Here is a 19,457-nt window from a genome sequence, read left to right as displayed (position 1 = left end):
AAGGAGACAAGATGAAAATCAAACTGAAAGCCACGCCCAAGCCGCGCAACCCGCTGGTGGCGGTCGCCAGATTGCGCGGCGGCGCCGGCGCGCACCAGTCGGAGGCGTCGCCGCGCGCGGCGCGCCGGGCCGGCAAGCACCGCCTGCAACAATGGCTGGCGGGCCGTCTCAAGCCTGACGATTAAGGGCCGGCAGCTCGACGATGTAGTTCGGGTCGAACTGGGGATTTTGCGGCGCGCCGCTGCGCGTCTTGTAGCCGCACGGGTTGCTGACCACGCGGCACGGGCCGATCCGGTAGTCGCGCGAGGCGTGGATGTGGCCATGCACCCACAGGTCGGCCTGCGCGGCCAGCTCGTCCAGGCGCGAAGCGTAGGCGGGCGAACACGCTTCGCTGCCATACGCGTCGTCCACCGATTGCAGCGACGGCGCCATGTGGCTGACGACCACGGTGCGCCCATCGAAGGGCTGCGCCAGTTCGCGCGCCAGCCACGCCTTTTGCTGTGCGTGGAACATGGCCGTGTCGGCCGCGCGCAGCTTGCGAAAGCCCATGTTGGCCAGGCGGATGCGCTTGTAGTCGTTCATGACGGCTTCCGCGTCGCGCATGGCCGCTTGCCGCGTGTCGTCGCCCAGCAGGCGGAAATCCGTCCACAGGGTGGCGCCCAGGAAGCGCACCTTGTTGCCCGCCGGGTCTTCCATGACGTGAGCAGTCGCATCGAGAAAACGCACGTTCGGCGTGGCCGCGCAGGCGGTGCGCAGCTCCTGGCGCACCTTGTCCAGGTGGTGGCCATAGCCTTCGTGGTTGCCGTGCACGTACAGCACGGGCAGTCCCGCAAACGCGCTGGCGGCCCAGGCGACGGCGCGGGCGCCCGTGTCGATGTCGCCGGCCAGGATTACGACGTCGGGACAACTGAGCGCAAGGTCCCCTTGCGGCGCTTCGTCGCGCCATAGCTCATGGTGCAGGTCCGACAGAATCAATAAACGCATGCGGCGTCCAGGCGATGGGAGAGGCTGCCATCGTACCTGAAAACCCTCACTCTTCCTCCAGCGCGGCGAAGCCGTGCGCCAGGTAGTCGATCAGCGCGCGCACGGCCGGCAGCAGGCCGCGCCGCGAAGGAAACACGGCATGGATGATTTCGCGCTGCGGCCGCCATTGCTCCATCAGCGGCAGCAGGCTGCCATCGGCGATCTGCTCGCCTATCATCATGGTTGGCAGCTGCACCACGCCCACGCCGGCCACGGCCGCGTCGCGCAAGGTCAGCATGTCGCCCGTGACGAAGCGCGGCACGTGGCGCAGCTGGGCGCGCGCGCCGTCCGGGCCGTGCAAATCCCACTGATAGTGCTGTTGCGGCGTGCCCAGGGCCAGGCTGGGCCAGTCGGCCAGGTCGGCCGGCGCCTTCGGCGCGGGCGCGCCGGCGAACAGCAGCGGGCTGCCCACCATGCACTGGCTGCGCTCGGCCAGCACGCGCAGCACCAGGTCGCTGTCGGGCAGCGGCGGCGGGCGCACGCGGATGGCCACGTCGATGCCTTCGGCCACCAGGTCGACGCGGCGGTTGGTCGCTTCCAGCAGCAAGGTCACTTGCGGATGGTCGCGCATGAAGCGGGCCAGCATGGGACCGACCAGCGTGTGCAGCAGGGCGATGGGACAGGACAGGCGCACCGTGCCGCGCGGCGCCGCGCGCGTCAGTTCGATCGCTTCCTGCGCCGCTTCCGCTTCCACCAGCATGGCCTTGCAATGCTCGTAAAACGACTGCCCCACGTCGGTGACGGAAAAGTGGCGCGTCGTGCGCTGCAGCAGGCGCACGCCCAGCCGCTCTTCCAGCAGCGCGATGCGCCGGCTCAGCCTTGATTTCGGCATGCCCAGCGCGCGTCCGGCCGGAGCGAAGCCGCCATGGTCGACCACCTGCACAAAGTAATACAAGTCGTTCAGATCCTGCATGCCGCCTCCTTGATCGTTCTATTTTTGGAACGCTGATGGCGAATTTTACCGTCTACCGCGCTTATCGTTGCAAGCGTATTCTGTCTCCATCGTAATGCACACCCGAACAGGAGAGCGAGATGAACAAAATTACCGGTATCTACAGCGCACCGCGCCAGCACTGGGTCGGCGACGGTTTTCCCGTGCGCTCGATGTTTTCGTACAACGGCCATGGCAAGCAGCTGAGCCCTTTCCTGCTGCTCGACTATGCAGGCCCCGCCGAGTTTGCCCCCGGCACCCGTCCGCCCGGCGTCGGCTCGCACCCGCACCGGGGCTTTGAAACGGTGACCATCGTCTACAAGGGCGAAGTGGCGCACCGCGATTCGACGGGCCAGGGCGGCGTGATCGGTCCCGGCGACGTGCAATGGATGACGGCCGGCGCCGGCATCCTGCACGAAGAGTTTCACTCGCCCGCCTTCACGCAGTCGGGCGGCACCCTGGAAATGGTGCAGCTGTGGGTCAACCTGCCGGCCAAAAACAAGATGACGGCGCCCGGCTACCAGGCCATCACCAGCGGCACCATTCCCAGCGTGGCGCTGCCCGATGGCGCCGGCGCGGTGCGCGTGATCGCCGGCGACTTCGGTGGCCGGCATGGCCCGGCCCGCACGTTCTCGCCGATGCAGGTGTGGGACATGCGCCTGGCCCAGGGCAAGCTGACGGAACTGCCCGTGAACAAAGGCTGGAGCACGGCGCTGATCGTCCTGCACGGCACGGTGCTGGTCAACGGCGAGAGCGTGGTGCGCGAAGCGCAGATGGCCTTGTTCGAGCGCGATGGCGACAGCATCACCATCGAGGCGAACAACGACGCCGTGGTACTGCTGCTGAGCGGCGAGCCGATCGACGAACCCATCGTCGGCCACGGCCCGTTCGTCATGAATACCGAGGCGGAAATCGTGCAGGCGTTCGAGGATTTCAACAGCGGCCGCTTCGCCCGCATCGAGAAGTAAGTCACTTTGTGCAGTACCCATGCCGCATCCCGCGGCATGGTTTTCCAGGAGACCACCATGAGCACCCCCGCCAACTTCCAAGGCTTGCCACCGATGATAGACCCCGACGATGCCGTCATGCTGCTGATCGACCACCAGAGCGGCTTGTTCCAGCTGGTGCGCGACATCGAACAGCACGTGCTGCGCGGCCACGTCACGGCGCTGGCCAAGCTGTCGCGCCTGGCCAACATGCCGACTTTCACCACCGCTTCCGTGCCTGATGGCCCGAACGGTCCCCTGATCCCGGAAATCCACCATTTCAATCCGGAAGCCGTCTATATCCCGCGCACGGGCCAGATCAATGCCTGGGACAATCCGGCCTGGGTCGAGGCCATCGAAAAGACGGGCCGCAAGACGCTGCTGATCGCCGGCACGCTCACCAGCGTGTGCATGGCTTTTCCCACCATCAGCGCGCTGGCGGCCGGCTACAAGGTGTTTGCCATCATCGACGCCTCGGGCAACTGGTCGAAGATGGCCACCGACATCACCATGGCGCGCGTGACGCAGGCGGGCGCCGTGCCGATCGATACGTATGCCGTGCTGGCCGAAGTGATGAGCACCTGGAACCGCGCCGACGCGATGGCGTTTGCCGCCATCATGACCGACCATATCGTGCCGCCGTACCGCGCGCTGATCGAAAGCTACGACAAGGCGCAGGGCGTGCAAAAAAATGGCCGGGAAACCCGGCTGGAGATCCTGGAAGCGGCTGGCGGGAGCTGAGCGCCGCTACGGCGCTTCATAGCGGGCGCGGATCGCCGGCAACGTGCCGCGCTGCTCCAGGCGCGTGATGGCGGCGTTCAGGCGCGCCAGGTCGGCGGCGCTGGTATTGCGTGCATTGAGCATCAGGTGCACGGGTGCGCGCAGCGCGAGGAAGGGCAGGGCGGCCAGCGCCACGCCCTGCTGGCGCGCTTCGTGGCGCACGGCCAGCACGTCGCCCAGCAGCAGGTCGGCGCGGCCCGCATCGAGCATGCGCACGCCTTGCTGGAAGCTGCCGAACGCATTCAGGCGGCCGGCCTTTTCCAGCACCGGCCGGGCCGCCGCGTATTGCGCGCCGTACCAGCCCACCTTGGGCGCCAGCAAGGTCGACTTGCCGCCCGCGAGCTGCGCGAAGCTGGCGATCTGGCGTTGACTGCCAGGCGCGCCTGCCTTGCTGAACAGCCCCACGGCTTCGTCGCGGTACGAGATGGAAAAGCGGGCATAGGACTGGCGTTCCGGCGTCTCGGACGCGGCCAGCATCAGGTCCAGTCCCCCTTTCTGAAACAGCAGCTGGCGCCGCGCGGTGGGCAGTTCCGGCAAGGTGACCAAGGTGCACCGGGCTTCCTTGAAAATGGCTTGCAGCAACTCCAGGTCCAGGCCCGTATAGCGGCCCTGGGCATCGCGGTAGACATACGGCGGCCATTGCTCCAGCGCCATCGTCATGCGGCAGGCCACGGCGGGCAGGGCAGATATGCCCAGCACTGCCGCAAACAGGAGATGGCGCATGCGCATACGGAGACTTCCCTAGAGTTTCAACTTGATATTCAATTTGCCAGAATGGCCACGGAAGTCAAGGGCTGCGGCGGCTGAAGGCCCCTCCGAAGCGCATTTCCTGGATTTTTGCGCGTTTTTTCCCTCCCGCTCCCGTCGTTTTCGCCTCGGGCATGGCGAACACCGTGCAGTGTAATCGGCTATAGTGACGCGGTGCCACCACTGCCCCGCAAAGGAAGACCGCTTGACTGCCCCGCTCGAGATCGCCGCCAATGTACTGATGACTGCCTCCATCATTCTGGCCGGACGCAACAATATTCATTCCTGGTGGATCGGCATTGTCGGCTGCGTGCTGTTTGCCGTCCTGTTTTTCCAGGTCAACCTGTACGCGGACGTGATGCTGCAACTGTTTTTCATCGTCACCTGCGTCATCGGCTGGCTGCAATGGCGGCGCGGCGCCGGCGGCAAACCGCTGCCGATCACGCGCACGGGCTGGCGCAGCCTGGCCTGGGTGGTGCCGGCCGGCATCGCTTCCGTGGTGATCTACGGCATGCTGCTGCACCGCTTCACGAATGCCTACGCGCCCTTCATCGATTCGGCAGTGTTGGTATTTAGCATCATCGCGCAATTCTTGCTGATGAGCCGGCGCATCGAAACCTGGGGTTTCTGGCTGCTGGTCAACACCGTGGCCGTGCCGCTCTACTACAGCCGCGGCCTGCACCTGACGGCCGTGCTGTATGCGGCTTACTGGGTCAATGCCCTGATTTCCTGGTACTGGTGGGGCGTACAGGCGCGCCGCGCAGCGCAGGCGCCCGCTGGCCCGTCCGCGGCCACCGCCGATGCCTGAATGTTGTCAAACGACAAGTGCTTAGATCCAAATCGTATATACATTCAATTTTTAATTCGTTCACGCCATAAAGGCGCCGCGATATAGTGGCCTTTCCCCGCTTACCGGTGTCTTTTATGTTGCGTTCTACCCCTTCTGCCAGTTTTTACGCCACTCGTCATCAGCTGACCATGCAATGCATGGCGCAGTGGATGCCGATGCGTGGCCGTCCACGCATCCCGTAAGTCACTCCCACCCGTTTCGTTGCCGTTTGCCCGCTGGCCCACCCGGTCCGCGTGCCCCTGCTCGGCCTTTTTTATCGGAAAAAGGCTGCAATCCCAATAAGAGGAAACCATGTTCAAACCACTCGCCATCAGTCTTGCCATCGCCGCCGCCTTTCCCGCCTTCGTCCATGCCCAGGAGGACATGGTGCGCGTCAACGTCACCGGTTCGAATATCCGCGTCAGCGAAAAGGAGGGCGCCAGCGCCGTGCAGGTCATCACCGCCAAGGAATTGAAAGCCAGCGGCAAGACCAGCGTCTCGGACGTGCTGCGCGCCATCTCCGCCAACAGCGGCAACAGCTACAACGAACAATACACGGGCAGCTTTTCGGCCGGCACCTCGGGCTTGTCGCTGCGCGGCATCGGCCAGAAAAATACCCTGATCCTCGTCAATGGCAAGCGCGTGGCCAGCTATGCCACGGCGCAAAACCTGCAGGAAACCTTTGTCGACCTGAACAGCCTGCCGATGGCGGCCGTGCAGCGCATCGAGGTGCTCAAGGATGGCGCTTCGTCCGTCTACGGTTCCGACGCCGTGGCCGGCGTGGTCAACATCATCCTGTACAAGGAATTCACGGGCACGGACGTCACGGCGCAGTGGGGCGGCTCGACGGAAGGCACGGGCCAGCACGAAAAGAGCGCGGCCCTGCAGACGGGCTTCGGCAAGCTCGAGGAAGACGGCTACAGCCTGGTCTTCTCGATCGACGCGCAGCAGCGCGACAAGCTGCAGCAGAGCGACGTGGCGTGGATGCGCGATGCGGATTTCCGCAACCAGCAGCGGGGCAGCCTGGGCTGGGCCATCACCAACTACGCGGGCACCGATCCCACCAAGACCCTGGGCGGCGTGCGGGGACCATTGCAACTGGTCAATTATGGCGACATCACGTCCGGCAAGACGGGACAAGTGCTGGCCTACAATCCGTCGCCGTATAAGACCCTGATCCCCGGCATCCAGCGCGTGCATACGGCCGCGCGCGCCACCTTCAAGCTGAACGCGGATACGGAAGCGTATGTCGATCTGCTGCACAGCTATTCGCGTGCCGACCAGACGTTCAGCGCGCCGCTGACGGTGAACAACGCCACGCGCGTGTGGAACAATGCCACGCAGGCGCTCGACACCATCCCCGTGGTGCTGCCCGTGGGCCATCCGAACAATCCGGGCGCGACGCCCCTGCCGTTCACGGCCACCCTGTTCGACCTGGGGCCGCGCCTGAAGCAGGACCGGGTCACGTTCTACCGCGCGCTGGCGGGCCTCAAAGGCACCCTGGCGGGCTGGGACTGGGATGCGGCCGTGGGCCACTCCAGCAGCAAGCTGGAAGAAACGGTGCAGAACTTCGTCAACCGCTATGAATTCCAGAAGGTGCTGGCCGACGGCAGCTACAATTTCTTCGACCAGTCGCAAAACAGCGAAGCCGTGCGCAACCGCCTGCGCCTGTCCACCCTGCGTCCGGCCGAGTCGACGCTCGATACCGTCGACTTTTCGGCCGCGAAAGACCTGTGGCAATTGCCGGCCGGTCCGCTGGGCTTTGCCGCCGGTGCCCAGTGGCGCCGCGAAAAGATGGATTCGCAAACCTCGACGGCCGTGCTGTCGGGCACGGAGCTGCGCCCGGCCATCAACATCATCAACGGTTCGCGCAGCGTGTCGGCCCTGTTTGCCGAATTTAACGTGCCCGTCGTCAAAGACCTGTCCGTCAACCTGGCCGGCCGCGCCGACCATTACAGCGATTTCGGCAATGCGTTTTCGCCGAAAGCCAGCGCCCGCTACCAGGCGGCGCCGTGGCTGCTGGTGCGCGGCACCGTGTCGCGCGGCTTCCGCGCGCCATCCTTGCCGGAAATCACGCAAAGCACGGCCGTCAGCTATGTCAGCGTGCTTGATCCGCGCGACCCGATCACGCCCACGCAGACGCGTGGCGTGACGGCCATCACCATCGCCAATACGGCGCTGCGTCCCGAGCGTTCGAACAACCTGAACCTGGGCGTGGTGGTCTCGCCCACCAGCAGCTCGAGCATCGGCCTCGATTACTACCGCATCAAGCAGGATGGCGTGATCGGCACGGAAAGCGCCACGACCACCATCGCCAACGAAGCGTCGGCGCCGCAAAAGATCACGCGCGATGCCGATGGCCGCATCACCACCCTGTACCGCCAGTACCGCAACCAGGGCCAGCGTGAAGTGTCCGGCATCGACCTGGACCTGCGCCAGCGCTTCGTCGACAAGGACTGGGGCAAGCTGACCCTGGCCGGCCAGCTGAGCCGCGTGCTGCGCTTTGCCGAGCCGCTGTCCGACGGCGCGCCGCTCACCGATGGCGCCGGCACCAATTACTTCGGTTCCATCCCGAAATGGCGCGGCGTCACCTCGGCCACCTGGGAGCAGGGCAAATGGTCGTCGACCCTGACCTGGAATTACGTGGGCAGCTATGCGCAGAACACGCACCTCGATGAATCGGTAGCCGCCTTCAGTACGTTCGACGTGACCACCAGCTGGCAGGTGACGCCCGCAGCGAACGTCACCTTCATCGTGCAGAACCTGGCCAACAAGCGCGCGCCGTGGGATTACTCGGCGTCGGGCTTCGACTATACGCAGGCCGATCCCCGTGGCCGCTTTGCGTCCCTCAAGCTGAACTACAAGTTCTGAGCGCGCCGCACAGGCACGGTTAGCGTCCGCCCGCCGCCTGCCGCTGTCCCGTCTGCTCCTGCAGGCGCTGGCGGTAGGCGCTGGGCGTGACGCCCATGCGTTCGCGAAAGGCGGTGGCGAAGTTGCCCGCGTTGTGAAAGCCGATCAGCAGGGCGATATCCTGCACGTCGATGTCCGTCTGCTGCAGCAATTCCACGCCGCGCGCGATGCGCGCTTCGCGGATGAAGGCAAACACGGTCATGCCCGTCTGCTCGCGGAACATCAGGGTCAGCTTTTCGCGGTAGGTGCCCACGCTGCGGGCGATTTCGGACAGGTTGGGCAGGCTGCCCAGGTTGTCGAGAATGAGTTGCTTGACGGCATTGACGAACACCTGGTCGGGATGCTGCAGCTTGTCGCTGATCGGTGTCGTTGCCGGTAAGTCACTGTTGCTTTTACGCATCAAACCCAGGTGGATATGGATGCGCACGGCCAGTTCTTCCGGCGTGAACGGCTTGGAAATGTAGTCGACGCCGCCCACCTGCAAGCCCATGATGCGCTCCTTGGCCGCATCGGCGCCGCTGAGAAAGATCACGGGGATCTGTTCCGTTTCGGGGTTCGCCTTGAGCAAGCGGCAGGCCGTGTAGCCATCCATCTCGGGCATGCGCACGTCGAGCAGGATCAGGTCGGGATGCGTGGCCAGCGCCAGCTGGTAGCCCTGGTAGCCGTTGAACGCGATGCTGAAACGGTAGGGCTGCTCGCTGAGCAGTTCCATCAGCATGCGCTGCTCGAACGCGGAATCGTCCACGATCAAGATGTTCTTTTTGATGGTTTCACTGGTCAATGGCATGGCATGGATGACTTAACCAAAAAGCAAGTTGTGGTTTATTATGCCCTGCTTTTTCTTTTTTTTCTGCTTTTCTCGTGTTTCAAAAGATGTTTCTCCGCCAGAAGAAGCGGCGATTTTTTAGATCGCTAATAATCCAGTCGTACATTGATTAAAAGCAATGTCGGTTGCAAAAAAATATGGTTTGCAATCGAGGCAAGCAAGTGGATGTCCCAAGCGGTTCGACTCCTTAGCGATGTATGTGTTGTCCTGGTTTGCGTGCCCTAGAAAACGCCGGCAATTCCGTGACTATCCTCAGTGCCCTTGCTGCAAGGGCCCGTTCATGATGTTCCATCATCCGGAGGCTTTATGTTACGCGTTAAATTTTCCCCTCTCGCCGCAATGGCCGTTGCCGCTGCGATCGCTGTCAGTGTACCTGGCGTCAGCAATGCTGCCGTGTATTCGAATGGCACCAATACGACGACGTTCGACGTCACCTTGAAAATCATCGCCAACTGCGTGATTTCGGCCCTGCCACTCGACTTCGGTCAAACTCAGGGTGTACTGGCTACTGCCGTGAACGTCAATACGACGCTGAACGTCACGTGCACCAATACCACGCTGTACAACGTGGGCCTGAATGCGGGCACGGGAGCAGGTTCCGTGGGCACGACGCGCTATCTGAGCGGCACGGGCGGCAACACGGCCACGGTGCAGTTCAACCTGTTCCAGGCTGCCGGCGCCACCGTCTGGGGCAATACCCAGGGCACGGATACGCATGGCGGCACGGGCAACGGCACGGCCCAGCCCATCACCGTGTACGGCAATGTGCCGCCGCAAAGCACGCCCATGCCCGATACCTACAAATCGACCATTACCGCGACCGTCTACTTTTAAGCGGAGCGCCCATGACGTTGCGCCGCGCCTTTCTCTCCTGGCCGCTGCTGGCTGTGCTTTGCAGCGCGCCGTGGCCGGGCGCGGCCAGCGCCGCCAACCTGCAGATCTCGCCGGTGACGCTCACCATGCGGGCCGAGCAGACTGCCGCCGGCATCACCTTGCAAAACCTGGGCGAAGCGCCCCTGTTTGGCCAGGTGCGCGTGTTCGTGTGGGACCAGGCAAATGGCGAGGAAGCGCTGGCGCCGACGCAGGAGCTGGTCGCCAGTCCGCCCATCGTGGAAATCGCCGCCAACAGCCGGCAAACCATCCGCCTCGTGCGCACCCAGGCCGCTCCGTCGGCGCAGGAGCGCACGTATCGCGTGCTGATCGACGAGGTGGGGCGCGATGACGACCCGGCGCGCAGCGGCGTCGATATCCGGCTGCGCTATTCGGTGCCCGTGTTCGTGCTGCCCAGCGGCGGCCCGGGCAAGGAAACGCTGGACTGGCAAGTCTTTCGCAAGGAAGGCGAATGGATGATGCGCATCAAGAATAGCGGGAATTTTCATGCGCAGATCGGCAGCATGGTGCTGGCCAACCAGGCCGGCAAGGAATTTGCCGTCAGCAAGGGATTGTTTGGTTATGTGCTGGCGGGGCGCATGCGCGAATGGCGCCTGCCCGTCGCCAGGGACGCCGCGCTGGAAGGGCCGCTGGCGATTTCCGTCACCGTCAATGCAAAGGCGATCGTTGCCCGAAATTCGACACCACTCTGAACATTGCCGGCAGGGCACGCGCCTGCTGAACCGGGTCACACCATGAAATGGTCGCTCACTTGGCAGGCGTGCTCGATGCTGTTACTGGCCAGCATGCCATGCGTGGGCAGGGCGGACGGCACGGCGGAGGTGACGATGGCGGGCGCCGCAACGGGCGCCGTGTCGGGGGCGGACCCCGGTCCCGCCAGCTTGCCGCGCGATCAGGCGGTACCGAATGAACTGTATCTGGAGGTTATTTTGAATGCAGAAGCAACGGGACTGATCTTGCGCTTTACCCAGCAGGGTAAAGGCTTGTTCAGCAGCGTGGAGAATTTGCAACAGCTTGGGCTGGACCCGGCGCGCTTCGTCGCGCCGGGCCAGACCGAGGTGGCGCTCGACGCGATTCCGGGGCTCAGCTACGATTACGATGCGGCGCGCCAGAGCCTGTCGCTGCGCGTGGCCGACACCTTGCGCGCGCCGTTCATGGTCAGCGCCCGCTCCGTCGGCCGCACGCCGCCCGCGCAGGTTACGCCAGGCGCCGTGCTCAACTACGAAGCTTATGCCGAACTGGGCCAGACGCACCGCACGGCGCTATTCAATGATTTTCGCTATTTCAACCACAGCGGCGTGTTCAGCAATACTGGCACGCTGAACCTGGGCGCCGGCCAGCGCCGCTACATGCGTTTCGATACTTTCTGGAATCATTCCGATCCCGATACCCTGGAATCCTGGCAACTGGGCGACGTCATATCGGGCTCCCTCGCGTGGAGCCGCGCCGTGCGCATCGGCGGCGTGCAATGGCGCAAGAATTTCCAGCTGCGCCCGGACCTGCTGACCTTTCCCGTGGCTTCGGTCGATGGTTCGGCCGTCGTGCCGTCGTCGTTGAGCCTGTATATCAATGGCGTGCAACAATATTCGGCCAGCGTGCCCAGCGGCCCCTTCGTGCTGAACCAGGTGGCCGGCATCAATGGGGCGGGGCAGGCGACCGTCATCACCCGCGACGCGCTGGGCCGCAGCGTGGCGATGACCTTGCCGCTGTATGTCGACACGCGCCTGCTGGCCATGGGGCTGACCGATTACTCCATCGAAGTGGGCGCCATGCGGCGCGACTATGGCCAGCGCGTGTTTTCCTATGAGAAAAAACCCGTGGCCAGCGCCACGGGCCGCTACGGCGTGAGCGACAGTTTGACCGTGGAAGGCCATGGCGAACTGGCCTCCGGCGTGCTCAACGGTGGAGCCGGCGCCTTGCTGCGCCTGGGACAGGCTGGCGTCATCAATGGCGCGCTGTCCGCCAGTGCGGGCCGCTACCGCGGCGTGCAAGCGAGCGCCGGTTACCAGTACCTGGGCCCCCGTTACAGCATCGACCTGCAAAGCGTGCGCGCCAGCGCCCGCTACGGCGACCTGGCCTCGCGCGACGGCAGTCCCGTGGCGCGCGCCGCCGACCGCGTTTCGCTGAACCTGGCCCTGCCGGCGGGGCAAAGCGTCAATTTCAGCTATATCGGCTACCGCGCGCCCGGCTTGCCCGCCTCGAAGATTGCCACCGTCGGCTATTCGGCCACCGTGTTCAAGGGCGTCTTCATCAATACCAGCGCGTTCCAGGATTTGCGGCAGCGGGAAAAACGGGGATTTTATGTGGGCCTGAGCATGGCGTTCGACAATAACGTCGCCCTCAGCGCCAATACCAGCCGGCAAAATGACTTGAACAGCCGCAGCTTCTCTGCCCAGCAGAGCGCCGATTTCGGCGGCGGCTTCGGCTGGGCCGTGCAATCGGGCACGTCGGGCGGCTCCGCCTACCGCCAGGGGCAGGTCGATTACCTGGGCAACGTCGGCCGCGTGACGGCGCGCGTGCAGACGAATGCCATGAGCAATGCCGGTTCGCTGGGCGCCGCCGGGGCCCTCGTGCTGATGGATGGCCACGTGGCCGCCGCGCGCCAGGTGGGCAATGGCTTTGCGCTGGTCTCGACGGGCGGCGTGGCGGACGTGCCCGTGCTGCATGAAAACCGGCAGATCGGCGTGACGGGCCGCAGCGGCTATCTGCTGGTGCCGAATTTGAATCCGTATGGCAATAATCAGATCAGCATCGGCACGGACGGACTCGATGTCGATGCAAGAGTGCCCGTGACGAATATCAATGTGGTGCCCAGCAATCTGTCCGGCGTGCTGGCCGCATTTCCCGTCGAGCGCTACAGCGCCGCCACCATCGTCGTGCACGGCGCCGATGGCAAGCCGCTGGCCACGGGCTTGCCCGTGTTGCATGTGCAAAGCGGCAAGCGCACGGTGGTGGGCTTCGACGGCCTGACGTTTGTCGATGACCTGAGCGGGGAAAACGAATTGCGCATCGGCGACAGCGACAGCCTGTGCGCCGTGCATTTTGCGTACGTGCGTCCCGCCACGGGGAGCTTGCCCATGCTGGGACCGCTCACTTGCGTTGCCGTCGCCGCGGGAGGCCGATAATGCGCCGCCTGCTGCTGTGGCTGATCATGCTGCTGGGATGCGCCAGCGGCGCGGCGCGGGCCGACACCTGTTCCGTCAGCATGACCAATATCGACTTCGGCAACATCAGTCCCATTTCCGGCACCGATTACGTGGCGCAGGCAACGGGTACCTTCAGCTGCGTGTTTTCTTCGCTGAACCTGGGGCAATTGCTCACGCCAAATGCGCAAGTGTGCATTTCGCTGGGACTGGGCACGAATTCCACCTCGGCCCTGCCGCGCAAGCTGGGCAATGGCAGTAACCGCATGGAATACAACGTGTATGTGGACGGCAGCTATGCGCCGGCGAAGATCTGGGGCGGCGCCGGCGTCACGGGGGCGCCATCGACCTTCGGCATGATTTTGTCGGCCGGCCTGCTGGCCCCGCCCGGCACCTACTCGATGAACTTTACCGTGTACGCGAAGATTCCTGCCGGCGCCGCGCTGGCCGCCGTGCCGACGGTGGCCAATGCCAACACGGTCTATACGTCCAGCTTTGCGGGCCTGGGCACCTATACCTACACCACGTATGGCTTGATCAACCTGTTTGGCTGCACGGTCAACAGCGGCAGCTTCGGCTTTACGGTGAACGCCACGGCCATCAACGATTGCACGATCACGGCCACGCCGATGGCGTTTGCGAACGCGTCGATTTTGACGGGCAATTTGCGCAGCACCAGTACCTTGTCCGTGCGTTGCGTGAACAGCAACGCATACCAGATCGCCCTCAACGGCGGCAGCGTGGCGGGCAATGTGGCGAATCGCCAAATGAAAAATACCGTCACGACGGACAAGGTCAGCTACCTGCTGTCGGCCACCCTCGATGGCGCGCCATGGGGTGATGGCACGGCGGGCACGAGCATGGTGACGGGCACGGGCACGGGCTCCAGCGTGCCGGTGACGGTGTATGGACTGGTGCCGGCGCAGAGTGCGCCGTCGCCCGGCGATTACAAGGATACGGTGACGGCGACGATTTATTTTTAGAACGTGACGGTGATGAGGCCGCCGCCTGACGGCGCGGCTTGCTGGTGCAGCTGGTAGGGCGTGTTGTGGCGGCAGTGTACCTGCGCCGGCGCGCGCTGCGTGCTGACGGTGCAGACCTCGTGGATGACGAGGGTGGCCTGGAACGATGCGGAGGAGACGGTACCGGCGGTGGTGGTCTGGCAAACGGCAAGGGCAAACAGGGCTGGCAGTACGGCAAGCTTCAAAGGAGTCATCTTGGATGCATCTGGCGAAAAACGGGCGTGGTCAGCGACGCCGCATGGCAAGGCTGACACCATTTTTCGTACCGGGTTGAGGGGAACAGAACGAGCCATGATTGTACTGGAACAAGAAAAGTGTGAGTTTGTGCGTATTTTCACGCCGCCATCATGGGGTGAATGAAGCTTTCAAGATGATAGTAACTAAGTTTCCGTATTGCAACTGAAATACTTTTTCGATTGTTGTGTTGAATCAACGTGAGGAGATGGTCATGAAACATACCAACTTTAATAATTTGCCCTGCCCGATCGCACGCAGCCTGGGCAAGGTGGGCGAATGGTGGAGCATCCTCATCCTGCGCGAAGCGTTTTACGGCAAGACGCGTTTCGACGAATTTGAAAAAAGCCTCAAGATTGCGCCCACCATCCTGACGCGCCGCCTGGCGGACCTGGTCGAAGGGGGCTTGATGACGCGTCGCCTGTATTGCGCCAAGCCGCCCCGCTACGACTATGTGCTGACCAAGTCCGGGCGCGCCTTCAAGCCTGTCCTGCTGGCGTTTATTGCCTGGGGTAATGAGAACTTCGCGCCCGAAGGCGCCAGCCTCGTCATCGCCAGCCGCGACACGGGCCTGGCCGCCGATCCGGTGCTGGTCGACGCCATGACGGGCCTGCCCATCAATGACGAGTACTATGCGTTCGCGCCAGGACCGGCCGCCAGCGATAGCATGCGCAGCATCATCCTCGACGCGGAAAAAAGCAGCGGCATCGCACCCAAGCCGAAGGCGCCCGCCGCCAACCGGGGCTGGGTGGCGGAAGGGCATCTGGCTTGATCGCTGCGCGATGTTGCCGGGAATGGGCCGGCACGCGCGGCAAGTTTGGCGAAAAGCAAAGCGGGCGGCGCGGCCTGGGAGTACTCTCGCACCAGGTAGTGCAAGTGCGGCGTAGGCCCGGCTGTGCGGGGTATGGCGCCATCCGTGAGCCGATGTCCGTTGAAGGAGTACTGCGATGAGCACATTGCAACAACACGCGCGCCGCGCCGCCACCGTGCTGGCGCTGGCAACCCTGCTGGGCGCCTGTTCCCATGGTCCGCACCAGCCGGGCGGCCATGACGTCACCTTGACGGGCGGGCAGGAAGTGCCGGCCAATACCAGCACGGCCAGCGGCAGCAGCAATATCCGCGTCGCCCACGACCGCAGCGTCAGCGGCGGCGTGCGCTACACGGGCATGGTGGCCACCGTCGCGCACATCCATGAAGCGCCCGTCGGCGCCAACGGCCCCGTCATCGTGCCCCTGGTGCAGACCGGCGCCGGCATGTTTGCCGTGCCGGCCGGCACCATGCTCACGCCGCCCCAGTATGCGAGCTACCAGGCCGGCAACCTGTACGTGAACGTGCATAGCGCCGCCTACCCGGCCGGCGAGATCCGCGCCCAGCTCAAGCCCTAGCGGGTCGCCCGCGTTTTTCCGAAAACCTCCTTGGGCCGCGCGAGCGGCCTTTTTTTGCGCCAGCGGATGCCGCACGGGGGCGCGCTACAATGGCGCTCCATGCTGACCATCCTTGCCATCACCTTTCCCTTCTTCGCGCTGGTGCTGTGCGGCTACCTGGCCGTGCGGCGCACCTTGCTGCCGCTGGCCGCCATCGGCGGCTTGAACAGTTTTGTGCTGTACTTCGCGCTGCCGTGCATGCTGTACCGCTTCGGCGCCGCCACGCCCATCGCCCAGCTGCTCGACGCCAGCGTGTTCGGCGTCTATCTGCTGTGCGCCCTGATCATGGTGGGCGTCACCACGGCCATGACCCTGAGCCACCGCATCGACTGGAACAATGCCGCCTTCGGCGCGCTGGTGGCGGCGTTCCCGAACACGGGTTTCATGGGCGTGCCCCTGCTATTGACCTTGCTCGGCCCCCGTTCCTCGGGCCCCGTCATCGTCACCATCGTGGTCGACATGCTCATCACCAGTTCGCTGTGCATCGCCCTGTCGCGCATCGGCAGCGGCGGCGCGCACGGCAGCCGCGCGGCCGTCATGAATGCCTTGAAGGGCATGGCGGGCAATCCCATGCCGTGGGCCATCGTGCTGGGCGCCTTGTCGTCGTGGCTGGAACTGGCCTTGCCCAAGCCGTTGATGCAGACGGTGGGCCTGCTGGCCGATGCCGCCTCGCCGGTGGCCCTGTTTACCATCGGCGCCGTGCTGGCCCGTTCGCAGATGAGCACGGCCGACCCGGCGCCGATGAAAGAGTACGTACCGGTGGCGCTGAAAAAACTGCTGCTGCATCCGCTGCTGGTGTGGGGCGCCGGCCATGCGGCCATCGCGCTGGGCGCGCCGCTCGATCCGTTCGCGCTCACCTGCATGGTGCTGGTGGCGTGCCTGCCCAGCGCCAGCAATGTCGCGCTGCTATCGGAGCGTTTCGGCGCAAATACGGCGCGCATCGCCCGCATCATTCTGGTGTCGACGGCGCTGTCGTTCCTGACGTTTTCGGCGGCCGTCAGCTGGCTGGCTTGACGTTGGCGGCGATCAGCGCGCCCAGGGCCTGCGCCGCTCCCGGCTCCGCGTCCTGCGCCAGGCCGTGCGCCATGCTGGCCTGGTCGTGCATGCTGCGGTTCTGCCCCAGCTTCCATTTCCCCTCCAGGCGCGCGAGGGGGATTTCGATGCCGACGATGGCCTTTAACAGCTTGTCGATATAGCCGGCCGGCGCGTCGCCCACTTGCCACGGCGCGGCTTGAGCTGCCTCGTGGCGCGCCGTCAGCCGTTCCACCAATCCCAGCAGCCACGCCGCGTCATCGATGGCGCGCAGGCGACCGTGGGCATGCACGACTGCGTAGTTGAAGGTGGGGACTTCCTTGCCGCTGCGCTGCTTTTCCGCATACCAGGCGGGCGTGATGTAGGCGTGCGGCCCCTGGAAGATCACCATGCAGTCGCCGCCGGCGTTGCGCCACAGCGGGTTGGCGCGCGCCACGTGGGCGCGCAGGATGCCGAACGGGGCCTCGGGCGTGGGCGCGGCGATCTCGAACGGCAGGTGGTCGGCGCACAAGCCCTCGTCGCCATGGCGCACGAGTGCTCCCAGCGGATGCGCCCGGATCAGGCCATGCAGCACGTCGAGGCGCTCTTCGCGGAAGCTGGCGGGCGTGTACATCTAGGCCGCTCCTTCCACCACCACCTCGGCCGTTAGCGAATTGGCGATGTAGCAGCGTGCATGCGCGTCGTGGTGCAGTGCCGCCAAGGCCTCGGGCGTGGGCGGCGTTCCTGCAAAGGCGATGCGGGGGCGCAGCACGATGCGCGTCATGGCCAGGCGGCCCGCGCTGTTTTTTCCCAGTTCGCCGACGGCATCGTCGCGGTAGCCGTCGATGACGTAGCCGCGCTGCGCTGCCAGCGACAGGAAGAACAGCATGTGGCAGCTCGACGTGGCGGCCACCAGCGCTTCTTCCGGATCGACGTTTTCCGCCACCGACATGGGCAGCGGCACGGACAGGGGAGAGGACGAGGCGGGGACCGTCAGGCCGCCGTCGAACTGCCATTCATGGCCGCGGCTGTAGCGCTGGCCGGCGAAATCCTGGCCGTCGCGCTGCCAGGCCACGGTGGCGAAAAACTGATGCATGGATGCTCCACGGGAGTAGGGGGATACGCCATCTTAGCGCCAGTCTTGGCTATTTAAAACAGCCAATAAGTGCTATCTTGAAGCTGCCAATTTGAGGATCTCCATGCCCGCCACGCACCTGAACCAGATCATCGCCACCTTGCCGCTGCGGCGCGGCGCCACCGAGCCCCTGTTTCGCCAGCTGTATGCGGCCATCAAGGCCGCCATCCTCGATGGCCGCATGAGTCCCGGCATGCAGCTGCCGCCCACGCGCGACTTTTGCCGCCTGCTGGCCGTGTCGCGCCAGACGGTGCTCAATGCGTATGCGCTGCTGGTGGCGGAAGGCTATCTCGATGGCGCCGTGGGGCGCGGCACCTTTGTCAGCCGCGATGTTCCGCTGCCCGTGTCCATGGCCGCGCCGGCCGGCAAGATGGACGCGCCCGGCCTGCTGCGGCCCCTGTCGGCGCGCGGGCAGGGCGTGGTGGCGGCCATGCGCCAGGTGGCGATACACCGTGGCCCGCTGCGCGCTTTTCGCGTCGGCATGCCGCGCATCGACCATTTTCCGTTCGACGTGTGGAACCGCCTGGAAGCGCGGCGCTGGCGCCGCCCCGACCATCAGTTCGGCTACAGCGATCCGGCCGGCTACCTGCCGCTGCGCGAACTGCTGTGCGTGTACCTGAAGGCCTCGCGCGGGGTCCAGTGCTCGCCGCAGCAGATCGTCATCACCTCGGGGTCGCAGCAGGCGCTGTTTTTGCTGTCGACCATCCTGCTGGCGCCCGGCGACGCGGCCTGGATGGAGTCGCCCGGCTACCGTGGCGCCAGCGGCCCGCTGCGCGCGGCCGGTGCGCGCGTGTTTCCCGTCCCCGTCGATGCGCAGGGGCTGGATGTGGCGTATGGCGTGGCGCACTGTCCGCAGGCCAAGCTGGCCTACGTGACGCCGTCGCACCAGATGCCGCTGGGCGCGAGCATGAGTTTGCCCCGTCGCCTGGCCCTGCTGGCCTGGGCCGCGCAGCACAAGGCGTGGGTGGTGGAAGACGATTACGACAGCGAATACCGCTACACGGGCGCGCCGCTCGCCTCGCTGCAAAGCCTGGACCGGGCCGGCTGCGTGGTGTACGTGGGCACCCTGTCGAAGGTGCTGTTTCCCGGGCTGCGCCTGGGCTACATGGTGGCGCCGCCCGCGCTGGCCGAGGCGCTGGTGCAGGCCAAGGCCGTGATGGACCGGCACACGGCCATCGTGCCGCAGATGGCGCTGGCCGACTTCATCGCCGAAGGCCACTTTGGCCGCCACATCCGCCGCACGCGCGACAGCAATGCGGAACGGCGCGACCTGCTGGTGCGCGGCATGGCGCGCGAACTGGACGACCAGCTCATGTGCGGTCCGGCCGACAGCGGCCTGGAACTGTGCGCGTATTTTCGCGGCGGGCACGACGAAGAAGCGGTGTCGCGCGCGGGACTGGAACGGGGCATCGAACTGCGTCCGCTGGGCCACTATGCGGACCCCGACGCCGGCGCCGCCTGCGCCACGCCGCCAGGGCTGCTGCTGGGCTTTGCGGCGATTCCCCCTGCCGAGATGGCGCACGGCCTGCTGGAACTGGGGCGCATCCTGCGCGGCCGATAAACTA

General features: G+C 65.0%; 21 protein-coding genes. 14 read left to right on the top strand and 7 right to left on the bottom strand.

From position 1 onward, the window contains the following. The first annotated feature begins 11 nt into the window (after positions 1 to 11). Complete coding sequence (locus tag VPH41_RS20435) at positions 12 to 185, top strand: hypothetical protein (RefSeq protein ID WP_328571340.1); 174 nt, start codon at positions 12 to 14, stop codon at positions 183 to 185. Here VPH41_RS20435 and VPH41_RS20430 read toward each other — a convergent pair. Next, complete coding sequence (locus tag VPH41_RS20430) at positions 169 to 984, bottom strand: metallophosphoesterase family protein (protein ID WP_328571339.1); 816 nt, start codon at positions 982 to 984, stop codon at positions 169 to 171. The two genes, VPH41_RS20435 and VPH41_RS20430, sit on opposite strands and share 17 nt — an antisense overlap. 46 nt (positions 985 to 1,030) lie before the next feature. Then, a complete protein-coding gene (locus VPH41_RS20425; protein WP_152283423.1) occupies positions 1,031 to 1,936 on the bottom strand; it encodes a LysR family transcriptional regulator in 906 nt (301 codons plus the stop codon). Between the two features lie 119 nt (positions 1,937 to 2,055). Here VPH41_RS20425 and VPH41_RS20420 point away from each other — a divergent pair, with 119 nt between their 5' ends. Both VPH41_RS20420 and VPH41_RS20415 read left to right on the top strand, forming a co-directional pair. Beyond that, the gene (locus tag VPH41_RS20420; protein WP_328571338.1) at positions 2,056 to 2,922 is read left to right on the top strand and encodes a pirin family protein; all 867 of its coding nucleotides are present in this window, start codon (positions 2,056 to 2,058) and stop codon (positions 2,920 to 2,922) included. 57 nt (positions 2,923 to 2,979) lie between these two features. Continuing rightward, entirely contained in the window at positions 2,980 to 3,681 is a 702-nt protein-coding gene (locus VPH41_RS20415; RefSeq protein ID WP_328571337.1) for an isochorismatase family protein, read from the top strand. Positions 3,682 to 3,687: 6 nt separating this feature from the next. On the opposite strand, the gene VPH41_RS20410 is transcribed toward VPH41_RS20415, so the two are convergent. Beyond that, entirely contained in the window at positions 3,688 to 4,443 is a 756-nt protein-coding gene (locus VPH41_RS20410) for a substrate-binding periplasmic protein (protein WP_328571336.1), read from the bottom strand. A gap of 229 nt (positions 4,444 to 4,672) precedes the next feature. Here VPH41_RS20410 and pnuC point away from each other — a divergent pair, with 229 nt between their 5' ends. After that, a complete protein-coding gene (gene pnuC / locus VPH41_RS20405) occupies positions 4,673 to 5,275 on the top strand; it encodes a nicotinamide riboside transporter PnuC (protein WP_328571335.1) in 603 nt (200 codons plus the stop codon). Positions 5,276 to 5,608: 333 nt separating this feature from the next. Then, positions 5,609 to 8,167: a TonB-dependent receptor gene (locus VPH41_RS20400; protein WP_328571334.1), complete on the top strand. Its 2,559-nt coding sequence runs from the start codon at positions 5,609 to 5,611 to the stop codon at positions 8,165 to 8,167. A gap of 19 nt (positions 8,168 to 8,186) precedes the next feature. Here the strand turns inward: VPH41_RS20400 and VPH41_RS20395 are convergent, their stop codons facing one another. After that, positions 8,187 to 8,993 carry a response regulator transcription factor gene (locus VPH41_RS20395; RefSeq protein ID WP_152283428.1) on the bottom strand — a complete coding sequence of 269 codons (807 nt, stop codon included), beginning with the start codon at positions 8,991 to 8,993 and terminating at the stop codon, positions 8,187 to 8,189. Between the two features lie 378 nt (positions 8,994 to 9,371). On the opposite strand from VPH41_RS20395, the gene VPH41_RS20390 reads away from it, so the two are divergent. From VPH41_RS20390 to VPH41_RS20375, 4 genes are all read left to right on the top strand, one after another. After that, entirely contained in the window at positions 9,372 to 9,866 is a 495-nt protein-coding gene (locus VPH41_RS20390; RefSeq protein WP_152283450.1) for a Csu type fimbrial protein, read from the top strand. A gap of 11 nt (positions 9,867 to 9,877) precedes the next feature. Continuing rightward, entirely contained in the window at positions 9,878 to 10,615 is a 738-nt protein-coding gene (locus tag VPH41_RS20385) for a fimbrial biogenesis chaperone (protein WP_152283429.1), read from the top strand. A gap of 75 nt (positions 10,616 to 10,690) precedes the next feature. Next, positions 10,691 to 13,048 carry a fimbria/pilus outer membrane usher protein gene (locus VPH41_RS20380; RefSeq protein ID WP_328571333.1) on the top strand — a complete coding sequence of 786 codons (2,358 nt, stop codon included), beginning with the start codon at positions 10,691 to 10,693 and terminating at the stop codon, positions 13,046 to 13,048. Then, positions 13,048 to 14,049 carry a Csu type fimbrial protein gene (locus VPH41_RS20375; RefSeq protein ID WP_328571332.1) on the top strand — a complete coding sequence of 334 codons (1,002 nt, stop codon included), beginning with the start codon at positions 13,048 to 13,050 and terminating at the stop codon, positions 14,047 to 14,049. Before VPH41_RS20380 ends, VPH41_RS20375 begins: the two co-directional genes overlap by 1 nt. On the opposite strand, the gene VPH41_RS20370 is transcribed toward VPH41_RS20375, so the two are convergent. Further along, a complete protein-coding gene (locus tag VPH41_RS20370) occupies positions 14,046 to 14,282 on the bottom strand; it encodes a hypothetical protein (RefSeq protein ID WP_152283432.1) in 237 nt (78 codons plus the stop codon). The two genes, VPH41_RS20375 and VPH41_RS20370, sit on opposite strands and share 4 nt — an antisense overlap. A gap of 1 nt (position 14,283) precedes the next feature. Here VPH41_RS20370 and VPH41_RS20365 point away from each other — a divergent pair, with 1 nt between their 5' ends. The 4 genes from VPH41_RS20365 (at position 14,284) to VPH41_RS20350 (ending at position 16,760) form a co-directional block, all read left to right on the top strand. After that, the gene (locus VPH41_RS20365) at positions 14,284 to 14,448 is read left to right on the top strand and encodes a hypothetical protein (protein ID WP_328571331.1); all 165 of its coding nucleotides are present in this window, start codon (positions 14,284 to 14,286) and stop codon (positions 14,446 to 14,448) included. A gap of 88 nt (positions 14,449 to 14,536) precedes the next feature. Then, entirely contained in the window at positions 14,537 to 15,094 is a 558-nt protein-coding gene (locus VPH41_RS20360; protein WP_071326735.1) for a winged helix-turn-helix transcriptional regulator, read from the top strand. A 175-nt stretch (positions 15,095 to 15,269) separates the two neighbouring features. Beyond that, positions 15,270 to 15,707: a CHRD domain-containing protein gene (locus VPH41_RS20355; RefSeq protein ID WP_328571330.1), complete on the top strand. Its 438-nt coding sequence runs from the start codon at positions 15,270 to 15,272 to the stop codon at positions 15,705 to 15,707. A 99-nt stretch (positions 15,708 to 15,806) separates the two neighbouring features. Next, the gene (locus tag VPH41_RS20350) at positions 15,807 to 16,760 is read left to right on the top strand and encodes an AEC family transporter (protein WP_287774395.1); all 954 of its coding nucleotides are present in this window, start codon (positions 15,807 to 15,809) and stop codon (positions 16,758 to 16,760) included. Here the strand turns inward: VPH41_RS20350 and VPH41_RS20345 are convergent. Both VPH41_RS20345 and VPH41_RS20340 read right to left on the bottom strand, forming a co-directional pair. Then, entirely contained in the window at positions 16,744 to 17,391 is a 648-nt protein-coding gene (locus VPH41_RS20345; protein WP_328571329.1) for an FMN-binding negative transcriptional regulator, read from the bottom strand. The genes VPH41_RS20350 and VPH41_RS20345 overlap by 17 nt on opposite strands. Next, entirely contained in the window at positions 17,392 to 17,853 is a 462-nt protein-coding gene (locus VPH41_RS20340) for an OsmC family protein (protein ID WP_328571328.1), read from the bottom strand. A gap of 103 nt (positions 17,854 to 17,956) precedes the next feature. Between VPH41_RS20340 and pdxR the strand changes: the two genes are divergently transcribed. Then, complete coding sequence (pdxR, locus tag VPH41_RS20335; RefSeq protein WP_328571327.1) at positions 17,957 to 19,453, top strand: MocR-like pyridoxine biosynthesis transcription factor PdxR; 1,497 nt, start codon at positions 17,957 to 17,959, stop codon at positions 19,451 to 19,453. Positions 19,454 to 19,457 lie beyond the last annotated feature (4 nt).

The organism is Janthinobacterium sp. P210006 (genome assembly GCF_036231885.1).
GTDB classification, from domain to species: domain Bacteria; phylum Pseudomonadota; class Gammaproteobacteria; order Burkholderiales; family Burkholderiaceae_D; genus Janthinobacterium; species Janthinobacterium violaceinigrum.
The sequence above is the reverse complement of the archived record's forward strand: the minus strand, read 5'-3'. Positions and strand labels throughout refer to the sequence as shown.